Source organism: Pseudogemmobacter faecipullorum, from assembly GCF_020539525.1.
GTDB lineage: Bacteria > Pseudomonadota > Alphaproteobacteria > Rhodobacterales > Rhodobacteraceae > Pseudogemmobacter > Pseudogemmobacter faecipullorum.
This window is the reverse complement of the sequence record NZ_JACDXX010000011.1, coordinates 1-16,329: the sequence shown is the minus strand read 5'-3', so window position 1 is coordinate 16,329 and position 16,329 is coordinate 1. Positions and strand designations below refer to the sequence as shown.

Here is a 16,329-nt window from a genome sequence, read left to right as displayed (position 1 = left end):
TGATGCGGATCCGCTGGCTGATCCTGCTGCTCGCCCTGGGTCTGAGCGGCTGCGGCGCGCTCTATCACAGCCCCTCGGTCCGGCCCGGGCTGGTCAATGGTGCCAAGCTGCGCGTCATTGACCTGACGCCCGAAAGCCTGCTCGCCGCCAATGCGGCCCCCCTGGCCCCGGCCAGCCTGCCTCTGGCCTTTCACCAGACCACCGGCGCGGCCGGGCCGGGCCGGGCCGCCGCTCTGCCCGACCTGCCCGCCGCGCCTGCGGATCTCTCCGCCGCCACCGGGCTGCACCTGCCGCCCGATCCGCCCGCAGGCCCCTATCTGATCGGCACCGGCGATATGCTCAGCCTCAGCCGCGAGCCGGGCCGCGACAGCCCCGGCCCGCTCAGGGTGCAGCAGCACCGGGTCCAGGATGACGGGGCGATTGCTCTGCCCGAGCTGGGCCGGATCACCCTGGCCGGGCTGACGCTGGAACAGGCCGAAGCGGCGCTGTTCACCCGGCTGATCGAGCGCGGCGCCGATCCCGGTGTCAGCCTTGAGATCAGCGAGTTCAACGCGCGCCGCGTCACCATCAGCGGCGGTGTGGCCCGGCCGGGCCTCGTGCCGCTGACCCTCGATGCCGCCCTCGCCTCGGCGGGCGGCCTGTCGCTCGCGCGGCGTGAGGCGGCGGTGATCCGGCTCTATCGCGGCGGCCAGCTCTACAGCCTGCCGGTCAGCGGCTTTCTGACCAGCCCGTCGCAGCAAAAACTGCGCCTCGCCGATGGCGATGCGATTTTCGTCGACCCGACCCGCGATCCGGGCGAGGCCGAGACCTGGTTTGACCAGCAGATCCGCCTCGCCGAGGCCCGCAGCGCCCATCGCGCCAGCGAAACCAGGGCGCTGTCCGAAGAGGTCGCGCTGCGCCGCGCCGCGCTCGAAGAGCAGCGCCTGCTGTTTGAGCGCCGCCGCGAGCTGGGGGCCGAGAGCGCGGGATATGTCTTCCTGACCGGCGAGGTGGCGCGCCCGGGGCGCTGGCCCCTGCCGTTTGAGCGAAGCGCCAGCCTCGCCGATGCACTTTATGAGCGCGGCGGGGTGCTGTCGCGCACCGGCAATCCGCGCCAGATCTATGTGCTGCGCGGCGCCGCCGATCCGCGCGATTTCGCCGCCATCACCGCCTGGCATCTCGATGGCGGCTCGGCCACCGGCATGGTGCTGGCCACAAGGATGCTGCTGCGCCCCGATGATGTGATCTTCGTCGCCGAACAGCCCGTCACCCGCTGGAGCCGGGTGATCGACCAGATCTCGCCCAGCCTGATCGCCATCCCGCTCGATAATGTCACCACGCCATGACCCCGTTTCCCCTGCCCGCAGCCGGCCTGCCTCCGCCCGCCCCGGCCCCGGCCCTTTCTCCGGCGCTGCGCGAGGCAGCGCCGCAGTATCAGCTGATCCGGCCTGCTCTGCTCGCCGGTTTTCTCTGGCGGGCCCGGGGCTGGATCCTTGGCCTCGCCCTGGCGGCGGCCATGCTCGCCGCCTTCTGGCTCTGGGTGCTGGCGATCCCGCTCTACCGAGCCGAGGCCAGCGTGATGATGGAGACCGCGCCGCCTTCGGGGCTTGAGGTCACGATGTTTACCAGCCCGTTTATCGGCACGCCGGTCGAGATTGTCTCGCAGATGGAGGTGCTGCGCAGCAATGAGCTGCTCTTGCAGCTGGCCCGGGCCGAAGAACTGGAAGAGGATCCCGAATTCGCCCCCCGCCCCTTCTGGTCGCTCTCGCCCCTCCGGTCGCTCTGGCCCCCCGACGCCGCACCCGCCGCCGATGACCAGGATCAGCGCGACCAGGCCTTGGTCGAAAATCTGCGCGAGCGGCTGTTTTTGCGCAATATCCCCGGCTCTCTGGTGTTTGAGCTGGCGATTGCCTCCGAGGATCCGCACAAATCTCTGCGGCTCAGCAATGCCCTGGCCCGGGCCTATATCGCGCATCAGGTGGCCAGCCGGCAGCAGGTGGCGCGCGACGCTGCCGCCTGGCTCAGCCTGCGCAGCGCCGAGCTGCGCGAGACGCTGATCCTGACCGAACTGCAGGCGGCCAGCCAGCGCGCCGCCTCAAGCTTTCGCAGCCCGGAGGCGCTGACCCTGCTTGAGCAGCAGATCAAGGATCTGCGCGACCGGCTGGCCCGGACCGGACCCGGCACCTCTCCCGAAAGCGAGGCGGCGATGCGCAGCAGTCTGGCCAGGCTGGAAGCCAGCCATGCCCGACAGAGCCGCGACTATATCGCCCTGCAGCAGCTTGAGCGCGAGGTTGAGGCACAGCGCGAGCTCTATCAGCATTTTCTGAGCCAGCTGCAGCAAAATCTCGCCCGGGCCGGGCTGCAAAACGCGGGCAGCATGATCCTGTCGCTGGCCATTCTGCCGGCCCGGCCCTTTACCCCCCGCTATAAACTGGTGCTGGGCCTCGCTCTGCTCGGCGGCGGGCTTTGTGGCGCGGCGATTGCCTGGATGCGGCTCGCCAGTATGCGCGGGCTGCGCACCCCGGAAGAGGCCGAGCAATTCTCCGGCCTGCCGGTGCTGGGTATGCTGCCGCTGCTGCCCGGCCTCGCCGATGGAGCGGACAGGGTCGGGATCGGCACCGATCCGGCCAGCCTCGAGACGGCGATGATCCGCAATCTGCGCGCCGGGATCGAGCTGGCCCTGCCACCCGAAGCCCAGGCACCGGTGATCCTGTGCAGCTCGGCGCTGCCCGGCGAGGGCAAGACCACCACCATCCGCGCGCTTGCGGCGCATCTGGCGGGCCTCGGCCAGCGCGTGCTGGTGCTCGATGCCGATGCCTGGGGGCGCCAGCCGCCCGCGACCGCGCCGCTGCGGCTGCGCCCGGGCGATGCGCTGGCGCTCGATCAGGCTCTGATGCAGCTCTGCCGCCATCAGGCACCGCGCAGCCCGTTCCGGCTCGAGGCCAGCGCCATTGCCGGGCTGCGGCGCGAGGACTGGAGCCCGGCGGTGTTTGGCCTGGTGATCGGCTTTGCACAGCGCCATTTCGACATCACCCTGATCGACAGCCCGCCGCTGCTGCTGGTGCGCGAGACGCTGCGGATGCTGCCCTATTGCGATTTCACCCTGCTGCTGGTCGAATGGCAGCGCAGCGACCGCCGTCATCTGGCGGAAAGCCTGGCGCTGCTCGCGCGCGGGCGCAGTGCCAATGGCACCGCAATCGGCCTTGTCCTGAATAAGATCGACCGCGATGCCATTGCCCGTACCGGCGATGCCGCCAGTTTCGCGCCGCTGTTTCAGGACCGGGGCGCGGCGCACAGCCCCTGATCCTCGCGCAAAAGCAAGAAAGCATGGCGCAGCGCCAGCAGGCTCTGCAGCCCGAGACCTGCGGCAAAGGCAAGGGCAAAGCCGGTCCCGCCCAGCCAGGATCCGAGCAGCGCGATCAGCCCCAGCGCAACCAGCCCCCCCAGCGCCAGATCCTGCAGCAACAGCCGCGCCGCGCCCGCCATCACCAGCAGCGTATTCGCCGCCCCGCTCAGCACAGCCAGAAACTGGCTCAGCGCAAAAATCTGCAGATACCGGCTGCCCGCCACATAATCCGCGCCAAAAATCCCGAGGATCTCTCCCGGCAGCAGCAGGAGCAGCAGCACCAGGGGCAGCGCCAAAGCGCCCGGGATCAGACAGGAGCGCAGCAACAGGCGCCGCAACTGCCCCCGCCCCCCCTCCGCCCAGAGCCGGGCCAGCCGCGGCGCAAGGGTAAAATTCGTCACCAGGCTGAAAAAACCACCACCGCGCCAAGGCGCTGCGCCAGGCTGAAGAAAGCGAAATCCTCGCGGCTGGCAAAGGCATAAAACACCAGCTGCGGCAGCCAGAGCGTCAGCATCAGCATGGCATAGACCGCCCAGATCAGCGCCAGCGCCGCCGGGCTTTCGCCCTGGAGCAGCTCAGCCGGGTGGCGCAGCAGCCGCGGCCAGAGCCCGCCGCGCAGCCCCGCCCGGTGCAACAGCAGCTGGCTGAGCCCGAGCCCCAGCCCACCGGCCAGCGGAAAGACCAGATCCCGGGCCAGCGCCGCCGGCAGGGCCAGAGCCGGGGCCAGCCCGGCCAGCAGGCCGATCAGCAGCGTGTTCAGCAGCTGCAACACCAGGATCGCCTGGGCCACATGCCCCAGCGCCTGCAGCGTATAGCCGGCAAAGCCGGTCAGCGGCGCCAGAAACAGAATATAGATCCAGCCAGACCAGCCTGTCGCTGCCCCCGGCCCCGCTCCAGGCCCGACCCGCAGCGCCAGGCCCGCCATGACAAGGGCAGAGAGGGCCGCCGGGATCACCACCGCAAAGAGGCAATGGCCAAACCAGATCCGCCGCGCCCCGGGGTCCACAAACCGCGGCGCCTGCTGCAACAGAAAGCCGTTAAATCCCAGGAGCAGCAAAGGCGTGGAAATCTGCGCCGCGGTCAGGATGAAGAAAAACCCCGCCGCCTCGCCGGGCGGATAGAGCCGGGCGATCACGAAACTGGTCGCAAGCAGCGCCACCGCCGCCAGGCCGCGCATCAGCGCGCTGGCGAGAAAGGCGCTGAAGGGGCGGGGCTCAGCCAAAATGCCGCCGCGCCCCGGCGGGCCCGGCCCGGGCCGGGATCAGCAACGCCCCCAGCAGCCCGGCAAAGCAGGAGGCCAGCATCTTATCGAGCGATTCGACAAAATCCCCGGCCAGCGCGCAGAGCCAGATGCAGCAAAACAGCAGCGCCACCACCAGAAACAGATGCCGCAGCCGCCGCAGCAGCAGAGCCAGCAGGCCAAGAAACAGCCCATAGACCAGGCTCAGCGCCAGAAAGCCCGCTGCCCCGCCGCCCGACAGCCAGAACCAGCCCGGCAGGCCCGAGCCAAAGGCCACCCCCTGCGCCAGCACCTCCGGATAATAGGCGCGCATAAAATCGTCTCTGATACCGCTGAAAAGCAGCTGCGGATCCGCCTGCATCCGCCCGCCATCAAGGATCAGCGCGAAACTGGCAAAGCCGTCAAAGGTGCGGGCCAGGAAGATCTGGCTCAGCTCGCGCAGCAGCGAAATATCCGGGCTGAGGCCGCGCAACACGGCATAGCGCAGCGGGTCCATCACCGCGAGCAGGCCAGACAGCAGCGCGCCCAGCCCCAGCCAGCGCCACAGCGGCAGCCGGTTGCGCCAGCAGGCGATCAGCAGCGCGGCGATCAGCAGCGGCCAGAGCAGCCGGCCACGCGCGCCCTGGATCACCACCAGCGGCGCCAGCAGCGCGATCAGCAACAGCGCCTGGCCCCTCCGGCCCTGCAGCAGGCCCGTCGCCAGCAAAAGCGCAAAGGCAAAACCGGCCTGAAAGGACAAAGCAGTCAGCGCCATGCCCGAGGGGCTTTTCAACAGATCCGAGCGAAAACCGGTCAGTGACAGGCTTTGCCAGGCCAGCACCGCATGACCGCAAAGGCCAAAGCCAAAACACAGCCAGAGATAGATCTGCAGCGTTTGCGGCAAGGGCAGCGGGCACAGGCGGTGAAACCGCGTCACCGGTAAGGGCAGCCAGCGGGCCATCAGCGCCGCCCCGATAAAAACCGCCGCGCTAAAGCCGGTGAGCCGGGCCTGGGTGGCCAGAAACACCCCCTTGCGGCTCAGCTCATGCGCCGCCTCATAGCCAATAATCGCCCATTGCCCGCTCAATGCTCCGACCAGCTGCGGCAGCAGGAAAAACAGCAGATAGAAAAACGCGTAAAACCCTCCGGCATGGCCGAGCCGGTACAGCAGCTCGCCCTGGCTGCGCAGCCCGAGCACCGCCCAGGTCGCCAGCACAAAGCCCGCCTGCAGCAGCCAGAGCAGGGCAAAACTCACAGCGGCCCCGCCCGTTTCAGCCGCGCCGGCACCCCGGCATAAAGCCCCGAAACATGATCCCCCCGCATCAGCACCGCCCCGGCGGCAATCACCGATCGCCGCCCGAGCCGCGCCCCGGCCAGCACCCGCACCCCGCAGCCGATCCAGCAATCGGGGCCGATCTCGACCGCGGCAAACCGCATCGGATTATATTTGATCGCCAGATCCGCCAGCTCAAACTGATGTTCCGAGGAGAGCAGCGAGCTGTGATGCGCCACCGAAACATCATCGCCGAGGCTGATCCCGCCACTGGCATCGATATAGCAGCCATCCTGCAGCGAGACCCGGTCCCCGATCCGCAGCCCCTCCCAGCCCCGGACCGACAGCCCCGGCCCGGCCTGCAAAACCTCGCCACATGCGGCACTGAGACGGCAGAAAAAGCAATATCGCAGCCCATAGCCAAGGCTCCAGGGCAGGCTGCGCACCAGCGGCCAGAGCGCCAGACAAAGCCAGCGTGGCAGCAGCCGCAGCCCCGCCGTGATCAGCCGCAAAACCGGGCGCAGACGGCGGAAACGGTCACGCCCGCTCATGCCCGCCTCCGCGCAGCAGCGGCGCGGCGCAGGACCATCGCGCCTTGCATCACCCGCTCGATCCCGGCCACCATCGCCTCTGCCGCCCAGGGCGAGACATCCACCGCCCGCGCCCCGGCCTGCAGCCGCGCCGCCAGTTCCGGATCGCTCAGCACCCGGTGAACAGGCTCTGACATGGCTGAAACGGCGTCTTTCGGGAGGATAAACCCGTTCACCCCCGGCTGCAGCAGCACTTCCGCGCCCGGCAAAGCCGTCATCACCACCGGGCGGCCAGCGGCCAGATATTGCACCAGCACCCTCGGCAGCCCCTCATGCGCCGAACACAGCAGGCAAAGGTCCGCCGCAGCGATCCAGCCCGCCACATCCTCGCGAAAGCCGGTGAAAATCACCTGATCCTGCAACCCCAGCCGCGCCACCCCGGCCTCGACCGCCGGGCGCAGCGGCCCCTCGCCCAAAAGCGCCAGTTTCAGCCCCGGATGGCGTTGCACCAGGCCCGCAAAGACCGGCAGAAACTCCAGATGCCTTTTGCGCGGCTCGAAAGCGGCAACCATGACCAGAAGGCCCTGATGCGGCGGCAGGTCGGGCGGCGGCAGGGGGGTGCGAAACCGGGTCAGATCCATGCCCGAGGCCACGACATGATTGGTCCCGGCCCGGCCCAGACCCGCCGCCAGATTGGCCGAACGCAGCGCCTCCGAGACCGCTATATAGCCATGGGTATAACCGGAAACCAGGCGTTCCAGGCCAAGATAGAGCCGCTTTTTCACCGGGCCGACATTCTGAAACGGCAGGATATGCACCCCATGCAGCACCAGCGGCACCCCGGTCATCCGGGCCGCCAGCCGGCCAAGGATTCCGGCTTTTGAGGTATGGCTGTGCAGCACATCGGCATCGATGCGGCGCAAGAGCCGGCAGAGCTGCCAGAGCGCCATGAGATCGCGCCCCGGAGCCAGAGGATGCACCAGCCCGGGTACCGCGATCACCCGCACCCGCGGATCCAGCCGCGCCAGCGCCTCAGGCATGGCCTGATTGCCATGCAGCAGCCAGACCCGATGGCCAAGCGCCACCTGGCCATTGCAGGTCAGCCTGGTGTTTTCTTCGGCCCCGGCGCGCAGAAAACGGGTGATCACATGCACGATCTGCAGGCTGCCAGCGGCCGGGGCGGCGGCAGTGTCAGCCCGGCAGAGCGCAGCCTGGTCAGGGGTCAGCAAAGCCTCGGTCATGAACGGATTCCCTGGCAGAAACCGGTATCATCAGACAGCTGCAGAGCGGTATGGCCGCAACAGGGCCGCAAGCCAATTACAACCCTCGATTGTGCAAAATGTCCAGCATTCTGCGCCGCTGCCGCTGTTGCCTCTGGCCCGGCGGCGGCGCACGCCCTGGCAACACAATCCTGGCAGCGCAGCTCTGACCCTGACCGCCCCATCCCAGCAGGAGATCCCGGATGAGCGATCCATTCACCGGCTATGCCCGCAGCCTCGACAGCCCGGCGCTGTTTCATCAGGCGATCACCCCCTCCGACAGTGCCGATCTCGCGCCGCGCCCGCGTGTCCTCTACTGCAGCGGCAGCGGCACGGCAGTCTTACGCGACACGGCGGGAACCGAGCTGAGCTACAGCCTGCAACAGGGCCAGATCCTGCCGCTTTCGCCCCTGCGCGTGCTGGCCAGCGGCACCACAGCCAGCCTGATCGGATGGTGGTAAATGCTCAGCCTCGGCCTGTCGCTCAGCGCCCTGGCCCTGCGCCAGCCCCTCGCCCCCCCTGGCCCGCGGCTCCATATTGCCAGCGGGCACGGCCATGCCGGATCAACGTTTCTTTGCGATCAGCCCGGCCCGTGGTTTGCCGATGACCAGCCGATCGCAGGCGAAACCGGCAGCGCCTGGACCATGACCAAAGCGCTGGAGGGCGCGGCGATCCGCTGCGGCGCCAGCAATGTGATCCAGGTCGATGCCCCCGGCCCGGCCGCTTTGCTGTTTGATCTGAATTTCGCCACCGACAGCTATCAGGCCCTGGGCCTGCCGCTCACCGCCGCCGAAGTGCTCAGCCACAGCCGCGCCAGCGTCAAAAACATCGCCGACAGCAGCGGGCTGTTTTCGCCCCGCGCCGCCAATATCCTGCCGCGCTCGGATCTGGGCCTGCTGATCGAGGGCACGCGCACCAACCGCTGCCTGCGCAGCCGCGAGCTGAACCATGCGCTCTGGCTGCGCTCGGGTCTCAGCGCCAGCCGCGACCAGCCTGGCATCGATGGCGCGGCCGGCACCGCCACTTTGCTGACCGCCACCAGCCCGGGCGGAACCATTACCCAGAGCATCACCGCCACCGGGGCAAATTACTGGCCCTCGTTCTTCCTGCGCCGCATCACCGGCACTGGCGCGCTTGAGGGCACGCTGAACGGCAGCGACTGGTATCCGCTGCTCGAGGCCGAGCCGGGGCGCTGGTTCATCAGCTTTGCCCCCGGGCTGCATTATCTCAATATCGCCAATCCGGTGATCGGCCTGCGCCTCGCCACCCCGGGCGATCAGATCCTGGTTGATGCGGTGCAGCTCGAAAACAGCGCCGTCGGCGCCTCTTCCCCGATCTATACCACCTCTGCCGCGCTCAGCCGGGCCGCCGATACCGCGCAGCTTTCGCCCGCCCTCACTGCGCTCACCTCGATGCGGCGCGGCACTATTCTGGCCGAAATCACCCATATGTCGATGCTGCGCGCCATCGGCACCTATCCCCAGGTGGTCAACGCCCGGCTCGATGCCCAGAATAAACTTGGCATTGAAATCAATGGCGCCGGTCAGATGCAGGGCTTTCTGCCCTATAAAGACAGCCAGTTTCTGCGCCGCCCCTGGTCAGCCGGGCTGATGATGAGCGGCAGCCGGATGCGGATCGCGGCCAGCTGGGGCGGCGGCTATGCCCTGGCGCGTTTCACCGGCGGCGAGGGCGGTATTGAGGCCAATGGCTATGAGCGCCTGCCCGATATCGCGCCCCTCTCCATCGGCCTTGCCAGCAACAATGGCGGCCAGCAGGGCTTTCTCTATCTCTCGCGCCTGGTCTGGTTCAGCGATGCTTTGCCAGAGACCGCGCTCGCGGCCTGGATCAGCAGCGCCAGCCTGCCGTTATAAACCAAACCGCCCCGGAGTTTCCCCCGGGGCGCGCGGGCCGGATCTTCACCCCGATACGGGCCTTAACCGACGATCTTCGCCCCGGTCGCGGCGCGCAGCTCGGCCTCGCTGACCCCATCGGCCATTTCCACGATCTTCAGCCCGCCCTCGACCACATCGAGCACGCCCAGATTGGTGATGATGCGGTTGACCACCGCCTTGCCGGTCAAAGGCAGGGTACAGGCCGGCAGCACTTTCGATTCGCCGAGCTTATTGGTGTGATCCATCACCACCACCACCCGGCCGACGCCCGCGACCAGATCCATCGCCCCGCCCATGCCTTTGACCAGCTTGCCCGGGATCATCCAGTTCGCCAGATCGCCCTGTTCCGAGACCTCCATCGCGCCAAGGATCGCCATGGCAATCTTGCCGCCGCGGATCATCGCAAACGAGGTGGCACTGTCAAAAAACGCGGTCTGCGGCAGCTCGGTAATGGTCTGTTTACCGGCATTGATCAGATCGGCATCCTCCTCGCCCTCATAGGGGAAAGGCCCCATGCCCAGCATGCCGTTTTCCGACTGCAAAGTGACCTCGACCCCCTCGGGGATGTAATTGGCCACCAGCGTCGGAATGCCGATGCCAAGGTTCACATACCAGCCATCCTGCAGCTCCTGCGCGGCGCGGGCCGCCATCTGATTTCTGTCCCAGCCCTTTTGTTCACCGGCCATCACACAGCCTCCTTCTTGCGGGTGGTGCGTTGCTCGATGCGCTTTTCATGCGCGCCCTGCACGATGCGGTGCACATAGATGCCGGGCAGATGGATGCTGTCGGGGTCCAGCGCGCCCAGCGGTACGATCTCTTCCACCTCGGCCACGCAGATCTTACCGCAGGTCGCCGCCGGCACGTTGAAATTGCGCGCCGTCTTGCGAAACACCAGATTGCCCGAAGGATCGGCCTTCCAGGCCTTTACAATCGCCAGATCGGCGACCAGGCCGCGTTCGAGAATATAGGTCTGGCCATCAAAATCGTGATGTTCCTTGCCCTCGGCGATCACCGTGCCAACCCCGGTTTTCGTGTAGAAGCCCGGGATGCCCGCGCCCCCGGCGCGCATCCGCTCGGCCAGCGTGCCTTGCGGGTTAAATTCCAGCTCCAGCTCGCCCGAGAGATATTGCCGCATGAATTCAGCATTCTCGCCGACATAGGACGAGATCATCTTTTTCACCTGGCGGGTTTCCAGCAGCTGGCCAAGGCCAAACCCATCCACCCCGGCATTGTTAGAGGCCACGGTCAGCCCCTTCACGCCCGAGGCCCGGATCGCCGCGATCAGCAGCTCCGGAATACCGCAAAGGCCAAATCCTCCGGCGGCGATCAGCAGATCATCGCGCAGCACATCGGCCAGAGCCGCGCCTGCATCCTCATAGACTTTTGATAAACCCAAAACCCGGCCTCCCTCTGCCCCGACCCCGGCACCCGCCCTCGCGCGCCCCACCCGGTCCTGTCTCAGAGCGCAATTCTGCCGCCTTGCGGCACGGCTCACTATTCGTGAGAATACGTAGATCCCTACGTGTCTACAGAGACTGATCCAGATGCCTCCTGCCGCCGGAAATCCGCCAGATCCCCGCCCCGCGCCGCTGCCGCGCGACCCCGAAAGGCTGGCCTTTCTGCATGCGCCCGATGCGACGCTGATCCTCAGCCAGCGCCGGATTCTGCGCGCCAGCCTGCGGGTGGAACAGGTATTCGGCTGGCGCCCGCAAGAGCTTCAGGGTCAGTCGATCCGCCTGCTCTACCCCGGGCTGACCGATTTTGAACGCATCGGCGACCGCGCCCGCCGCGCCATGGGCAAGGGCGGCGTCTATTGTGACGAGCGGTTTATGCGCTGCAAAGACGGGGCGGTGGTCTGGATGGCGGGGCGCGGCCAGGCGCTGGATCAGGGCGATCCAGAGCGGCTGGCGGTCTGGACCTACCGCCCGAGTGAAACCGGCATCAGCCCGGTCGGCGGCCTGACCCCTGCCGAGCTGCGCATCGCCGGTTATCTGGTAAATGGTTTCACCAGCAAGGAAATCGCCCAGAGCCTCAGCTGTTCGCATCGCACGGTCGAGGTGCATCGCGCCAATATGATCCGCAAGATGAATGTCAGAAACAGCTTTGAGCTGGTCAATATCCTGCTCGGCGCCGGCGAGCGGCGCAGCCCGGCGGGGCCGCGCCAGCCCTGACCCTCCCGGCTTTATTCCGGGCGTTCCAGCAGCCGTTCCAGCTCTTTCATCAAAACGCCGATCAGCTCGCGGTCGATGCGGCGCGTGCCGCCAACCTGGATCGACCAGCCCTCGCTTTCCTCGCGCGCCGAAAGGGCAAAGCCCGAGCTCAGCCGGATCTGCGGCACCGACTGCCGCTTTGGCCGCCCGCCGCGCCGCGGATCGGCCCGGGCGCTGGTCAGGCTCGACAACGCAGCCTCAACCGCCTCGGCCTCTTCCTCGGCCGTGCCCGGCCTGGTCTCGGCCAGGGCCATGCGCAGCCGCGCCTCAGCCCCTTCGCGCAAAGCCGCCGCCAGGCGCAGGCCCAGCTTTTCGGTCAGCTGTTCGGGGAAGGACAGCATGTCGCCCAGCTCTTCAAACACCAGAGCGAAAGAGCGGATTTTCGAGCGCTTGGCCTTGGAGGCAACCGGGAACAAAGCCTCGACCGCCGCCTCGACATTGCCAAAGGCGCCCTGCTGCGCCGCGACCACGGCGATCCGGCCACGCTCAAAATGGCTCAGCGCCGAGCGGATCTCATTCTCCTCGATCATCGCCGCGAAAGCGCCGCCCATCGCCTCAGGATCGCGCAGCACCGCCTTGATCTGGCTGTATTTCTGATCGCCGGTCAGCTCAGACAGCCCGCGCACCGCGACCAGACGCCGATAACCCGAAAGCAGGCCGTAGCGCCCCTCCTCCGCCAAAGCAAAGACCTCGATCGGCAGCCGCAAACCATTGCGCGCAATCGAGGATTTCAGCTCTTCCAGCTCCTCGGATGCGATCGACATCCGGTCGCGGGCCAGCGCGTCCAGCTCAATCACCTCCAGCGGCAGATCCATCAGGATCAGCCCCTTTTCACGCGCCTCGCGCATCGCTTCGGCATCGACCCGGTCCTGGGCGGCCGCAGCACGCTGTTCATGCAGGCGCGGATCCATGATCGCGGCGGTCTCGGCGGCGATCTGGGCAATCGGCGCCGCCGAGGGCCGCGGCGCGATGCCTTCGCGGCGGAAATCATCCTCGAGCTGCTTCAGCGCATCCGCCGAAGGCGCGGTCAGGCTGCGTCTTTTGGCCATCTCAATCCTCCTCCGCCTCTGCCATCTGCTGATCGCGCCACCAGGCGCCGAGGATCAGCTCTTTCACCTCGGCCCAGGTCCGGTCAAAGGTCTCGCGGCCACGCACATAGGTATCGCGGTTGAAATCGCGGTAATCGGTTTCATAGATCCCCGACACCATCTCACCGGCCTGGCCGACCATCACCGTCATTTCCTGGCGATAGGTGGTCATGAAATCGCCGAAATAGGCCTGGATGACATTGGCCAGATCGGTCTGCTGCGCCGGGTCAAAGCGGGTGATCAGCGCCCGCACCGCATCCCATTCAAAGCGCATTTCCGGCAGGCCATTGTCGCGCCGCGCCCGGTTCTCCCCCTCCTCAATCGAGGCAAAGGTCGAATAGATCATATCGAAAAAGCGCCCGGTGCTGTCGAATTCCAGGAAAGAGGCCCCGAGCGGCACCAGCAAAATATCCGCCGCCGCCAGAGCGTTAATAGTCAGATAACCGAGCGCGGGCGGGGTATCGAGCAGGATAAGATCATAGCTGTCGAGGAGTCCCCCCTCATTTAGCGCATTACTCAGCGCATCCCACAAGGCCCAGGACCGCAGCTGCATCCGCCAGACCGGCACCTGAAACTCGGCCCAGTAAAGGTTAAGCTGGGCCCCGATCAGATCGATATTCGGCCAATGGGTTTTCTGCACCAGGTTTCGCGGCGAAACCTGCAAAGCCTCGGTCAGGGTCTCGTCAAAAGCAAAAGGCTCCTGGCCATTGATCTCACGAAGCTTATTCTCTTCCTGCAGCCGCAACGCATAATCCCGGGCCAGCAGCGGGAAAACGGTTTTCCACTCATCCTCAACCTTGCCCCCCATGATCGAAGTCATCGATCCCTGGCTGTCGAGATCGATCACCAGCACACGATATCCATCAAGCGCCGCCGACATGGCCAGATGCGCCGCGGTCGAAGTCTTCCCTACCCCGCCTTTAAAATTCGCCACGGCCACCACTTTTGCCGGCAGCCCCTCCGGCCGCCAGGCCTTATAGGCCCGTTCTTTCGCACCCTCGGTGGCAAAATGGTCCCGCAGCGCCAGCACCTCTTCCAGGCTGAACCACTTAGACCCTCCCTCACCCTCTCCCTGCGGCAGGTCCGGGTTCAGCCGCAGCACACGCCGCAAATGGGCCGGGTTCACCGGGATAAGATAGCGACAGACTTCCCAGGTCGAGAACCGGCGCAACCGTTTCAGCCCGTCCGGGGCATAGCCGCGGCGGGCCAGATCATCCCGCCCGCGTCCGGCAAAGGCTGCGGCCTTAGCGAAACGCGCAGTATCAATCGGATCGGCAAGTTTTGCTGCGGCCTGGGCTGGATCCAGGTTAAAATAAGGCGGCAGATCAGCCTTATTCGGGAAACCGGTTTTTATTGTCATCTGTCTCGCACGTGTGCTGTTCCTGGGGCGATATGCAAAGAACTATGGCACATCTTCCTGAGAATAGGAAATACCGAAGGTCGGCGCAAATCCTACAGAAGATGAAAAATCAGCAGTCAGAATATGTTTGATTTATTGAGAATCTTTTAAGAGCTTTAAGGATAAACATATCATTAAATATCAGTATGTTACACTTAGTAAGGTACCTGTTTTCAGGGTGAAAGGTGCCCGAAGGCAGGGGGGCAGGTATCTGATTCCGGGAGTATGGGTTCTGATTCGCGGGTTTTGCCCCTATTTCCTGACCTTCTCCCCGGAAAACGAGCGGAAAAATGCTCCTGAAGCGCTCTGTGCCCGAGGCGCAGAACCCGCGTTCCTGTAGATGGATACCTTTTGCAATCAGCCTGCTTCTTGCTGCAGGCGGGGAGCAACGTCGGCTCTGTCCTGAAAATGGTACCTGTTTCTATCTTGTTGTCGGATACCTGATGGGGGATTATCGCGCAGATAATGGGGGGTTCCCCGCGGATTCGAGGGGACCGGCCAGCGCCGGAAAACAGTAAGATGAGCCAGTTCGAAGACATTCCAAAAGATCGCCTTTCAGGCTCTCTGCGCCGCGGCGCGGTAAAAAAGCATGTCGCGGCGATCCATGTCTCGGGTAAATTATCGCTGCTGCAGCGCAAACTGTCCAATGTTCTGCTGCTGAATGCCTATGACAGCCTGACCAGTCAAAGCACGCACCGGATTGATGCCCGTACGCTTTGCCTGATGATCGGCTATAATTCCAATGATACCGATACGCTGAAAGCCGCTCTGCGGGGCCTCGCTGAAACCGTGGCAGAATGGGATATGCTCGATGCCGATGGTCAGCAGGAATGGGGGGTTTCCTCGCTGCTTGCTTTTGCGCGGCTGAAATCAGGGATCTGTGAGTATGCCTATTCGCCGGCTCTGGCAGAAAAACTGCACGATCCCAAGATTTTCGCGCTGATTAACCTGAACATTCAGCGCCGTTTCACCAGTGGTCATGCCCTGGCGCTGTACGAGAATTGCTATCGCTTCGTGCGCACCGGCTCAACGGGCTGGTGGTCGCTCGACCTGTTTCGCCGGCTGATGGGCGTGGCGGATAGCCCCTATTATGATGAATTCAAGCATCTTAATGCCAAAATCATCAAGCCCGGCGTCGCAGAGGTGAACCGCACCTCAAATATCATTATCACGCCAGAGCTGCAGAAGATGGGCCGGGCGGTGACAGGAATTCGTTTTCTGATCACCGAGAACCCGCAGCTGTCGATTCTCGATCTGGATGACGGGGAAGGGGTCCGCAACAGCGATACCTATGCGCGGCTGCGCCGGCTGGGGGTGTCGGACCGGCTGGCGCGGCAGTGGATCGCCGAGCATGGCGAAGCACTGGTGCTGCAGAAGATGAATTATGTCTCGGGCCAGGAGGGGGTGCGCAACCCGGCTGGCTACCTGGCCAAAGTGCTTAATGAAGGCGAAGAGGCGGCCACCGGAAAGGGCAGGGCGGTTTCGCCGCGAAACCCTGCCAGACCGTTAACGCTGCGGGCGCAGCAGCTTGAACGGGTCCGCGACCTCGCCGCAGCCCGGACCCCAACCCAGCGCGATGCTGATCGCCGTCTGTTCCTTGCCCGGGTGCAAGGCGCCGCGCGCGAAGATTTTGAGCGTCATGGCTGGATGTCGGCGCTGAACGCCGCCGCGATCCGGGATTTCTGGGCAGAAGTCTTTCCGGACGCCTTCGAGGGTCTCGAATGAGCGCAAACTGCATCGTGTTTTCCCGCATTATATAGCTTGCGCGCGCGAGGGTTATGACCGGGGGTGGCGCCTCGGGGAATCGGCGCGGTCTTCCAGGGGATGGATTCGGGGGGCTTAAGAATCGCAGCGTGCTGATTGTGCTGATCTTATCCCCATTTCGCGCCGGAGGCTGTGGATAAGCAGCAGGTCATCCCGAGGCACTTCGCAAGTTTATTTCCCTTATTTTGCTGGTCTGGTTTGGGCTGTGGCCATTTTTTTACATTTATGTGCTTGCAGGTTCTGTGATTGGGTCCTAGATACCGGCTCACCGAAACGGAACGCAGACGGAGACGGCGGCGGGAGGTTGAGGGAGGCGGCGGAAGCTGCCGGAACGACATTCTGACAAGGTTGCGGATCAGCCAGAGTACTG

At 65.3% G+C, this 16,329-nt stretch carries 15 protein-coding genes; 6 read left to right on the top strand and 9 right to left on the bottom strand.

Annotation, left to right across the window (positions count from 1 at the left end):
- Positions 1-2: 2 nt before the first annotated feature.
- Together H0485_RS12565 and H0485_RS12560 are read left to right on the top strand one after the other, a co-directional pair.
- Positions 3-1,325, top strand: coding sequence for a polysaccharide biosynthesis/export family protein (locus tag H0485_RS12565; protein WP_226936057.1), 1,323 nt, complete (start codon positions 3-5; stop codon positions 1,323-1,325).
- Positions 1,322-3,283 carry a GNVR domain-containing protein gene (locus H0485_RS12560; protein WP_226936055.1) on the top strand — a complete coding sequence of 654 codons (1,962 nt, stop codon included), beginning with the start codon at positions 1,322-1,324 and terminating at the stop codon, positions 3,281-3,283. Before H0485_RS12565 ends, H0485_RS12560 begins: the two co-directional genes overlap by 4 nt.
- On the opposite strand, the gene H0485_RS12555 is transcribed toward H0485_RS12560, so the two are convergent.
- The 5 genes from H0485_RS12555 to H0485_RS12535 are packed head-to-tail and all read right to left on the bottom strand — an operon-like array spanning position 3,253 to position 7,588.
- Positions 3,253-3,663, bottom strand: a complete 411-nt coding sequence (locus H0485_RS12555; RefSeq protein ID WP_226936053.1) for a hypothetical protein — start codon at positions 3,661-3,663, stop codon at positions 3,253-3,255. The two genes, H0485_RS12560 and H0485_RS12555, sit on opposite strands and share 31 nt — an antisense overlap.
- A 59-nt stretch (positions 3,664-3,722) precedes the next feature.
- On the bottom strand, positions 3,723-4,547 hold the full coding sequence (locus H0485_RS12550; RefSeq protein WP_226936051.1) for a hypothetical protein: 825 nt from the start codon (positions 4,545-4,547) through the stop codon (positions 3,723-3,725).
- Positions 4,540-5,799 carry a hypothetical protein gene (locus tag H0485_RS12545; protein ID WP_226936050.1) on the bottom strand — a complete coding sequence of 420 codons (1,260 nt, stop codon included), beginning with the start codon at positions 5,797-5,799 and terminating at the stop codon, positions 4,540-4,542. The genes H0485_RS12550 and H0485_RS12545 overlap by 8 nt, the downstream gene beginning before the upstream one ends.
- Entirely contained in the window at positions 5,796-6,368 is a 573-nt protein-coding gene (locus tag H0485_RS12540) for an acyltransferase (protein WP_226936049.1), read from the bottom strand. The genes H0485_RS12545 and H0485_RS12540 overlap by 4 nt, the downstream gene beginning before the upstream one ends.
- Entirely contained in the window at positions 6,365-7,588 is a 1,224-nt protein-coding gene (locus H0485_RS12535; protein WP_226936048.1) for a glycosyltransferase, read from the bottom strand. Before H0485_RS12535 ends, H0485_RS12540 begins: the two co-directional genes overlap by 4 nt.
- Positions 7,589-7,809: 221 nt before the next feature.
- Here H0485_RS12535 and H0485_RS12530 point away from each other — a divergent pair, with 221 nt between their 5' ends.
- A complete protein-coding gene (locus H0485_RS12530) occupies positions 7,810-8,067 on the top strand; it encodes a spike base protein, RCAP_Rcc01079 family (RefSeq protein WP_226936047.1) in 258 nt (85 codons plus the stop codon).
- Complete coding sequence (locus tag H0485_RS12525; protein ID WP_226936046.1) at positions 8,068-9,477, top strand: phage head spike fiber domain-containing protein; 1,410 nt, start codon at positions 8,068-8,070, stop codon at positions 9,475-9,477.
- 62 nt (positions 9,478-9,539) lie between these two features.
- Here H0485_RS12525 and H0485_RS12520 read toward each other — a convergent pair whose 3' ends face one another.
- The gene (locus tag H0485_RS12520; RefSeq protein WP_226936045.1) at positions 9,540-10,184 is read right to left on the bottom strand and encodes a 3-oxoacid CoA-transferase subunit B; all 645 of its coding nucleotides are present in this window, start codon (positions 10,182-10,184) and stop codon (positions 9,540-9,542) included.
- On the bottom strand, positions 10,184-10,894 hold the full coding sequence (locus tag H0485_RS12515) for a CoA transferase subunit A (RefSeq protein ID WP_226936044.1): 711 nt from the start codon (positions 10,892-10,894) through the stop codon (positions 10,184-10,186). The genes H0485_RS12520 and H0485_RS12515 overlap by 1 nt, the downstream gene beginning before the upstream one ends.
- 148 nt (positions 10,895-11,042) lie before the next feature.
- On the opposite strand from H0485_RS12515, the gene H0485_RS12510 reads away from it, so the two are divergent.
- The gene (locus H0485_RS12510; RefSeq protein WP_226936042.1) at positions 11,043-11,669 is read left to right on the top strand and encodes a LuxR family transcriptional regulator; all 627 of its coding nucleotides are present in this window, start codon (positions 11,043-11,045) and stop codon (positions 11,667-11,669) included.
- A gap of 11 nt (positions 11,670-11,680) precedes the next feature.
- Here H0485_RS12510 and H0485_RS12505 read toward each other — a convergent pair whose 3' ends face one another.
- A complete protein-coding gene (locus tag H0485_RS12505; RefSeq protein ID WP_226936040.1) occupies positions 11,681-12,757 on the bottom strand; it encodes a ParB/RepB/Spo0J family partition protein in 1,077 nt (358 codons plus the stop codon).
- A 1-nt stretch (position 12,758) separates the two neighbouring features.
- Positions 12,759-14,156 (bottom strand): AAA family ATPase, encoded by a 1,398-nt coding sequence (locus tag H0485_RS12500; RefSeq protein WP_226936038.1) that lies wholly within the window; start codon positions 14,154-14,156, stop codon positions 12,759-12,761.
- Positions 14,157-14,714: 558 nt separating this feature from the next.
- On the opposite strand from H0485_RS12500, the gene H0485_RS12495 reads away from it, so the two are divergent.
- On the top strand, positions 14,715-15,920 hold the full coding sequence (locus H0485_RS12495) for a replication initiation protein (RefSeq protein ID WP_226936036.1): 1,206 nt from the start codon (positions 14,715-14,717) through the stop codon (positions 15,918-15,920).
- The last annotated feature ends 409 nt before the right edge of the window (positions 15,921-16,329 follow it).

Coding starts and splice junctions, on each gene's coding strand:
- H0485_RS12565 (WP_226936057.1), top strand. CDS start 3: ATGCGGATCCGCTGGCTGATCCTGCTGCTCGCCCTGGGTCTGAGCGGC.
- H0485_RS12560 (WP_226936055.1), top strand. CDS start 1,322: ATGACCCCGTTTCCCCTGCCCGCAGCCGGCCTGCCTCCGCCCGCCCCG.
- H0485_RS12540 (WP_226936049.1), bottom strand. CDS start 6,368: ATGAGCGGGCGTGACCGTTTCCGCCGTCTGCGCCCGGTTTTGCGGCTG.
- H0485_RS12535 (WP_226936048.1), bottom strand. CDS start 7,588: ATGACCGAGGCTTTGCTGACCCCTGACCAGGCTGCGCTCTGCCGGGCT.
- H0485_RS12530 (WP_226936047.1), top strand. CDS start 7,810: ATGAGCGATCCATTCACCGGCTATGCCCGCAGCCTCGACAGCCCGGCG.
- H0485_RS12525 (WP_226936046.1), top strand. CDS start 8,068: ATGCTCAGCCTCGGCCTGTCGCTCAGCGCCCTGGCCCTGCGCCAGCCC.
- H0485_RS12520 (WP_226936045.1), bottom strand. CDS start 10,184: ATGGCCGGTGAACAAAAGGGCTGGGACAGAAATCAGATGGCGGCCCGC.
- H0485_RS12510 (WP_226936042.1), top strand. CDS start 11,043: ATGCCTCCTGCCGCCGGAAATCCGCCAGATCCCCGCCCCGCGCCGCTG.
- H0485_RS12505 (WP_226936040.1), bottom strand. CDS start 12,757: ATGGCCAAAAGACGCAGCCTGACCGCGCCTTCGGCGGATGCGCTGAAG.
- H0485_RS12500 (WP_226936038.1), bottom strand. CDS start 14,156: ATGACAATAAAAACCGGTTTCCCGAATAAGGCTGATCTGCCGCCTTAT.
- H0485_RS12495 (WP_226936036.1), top strand. CDS start 14,715: ATGAGCCAGTTCGAAGACATTCCAAAAGATCGCCTTTCAGGCTCTCTG.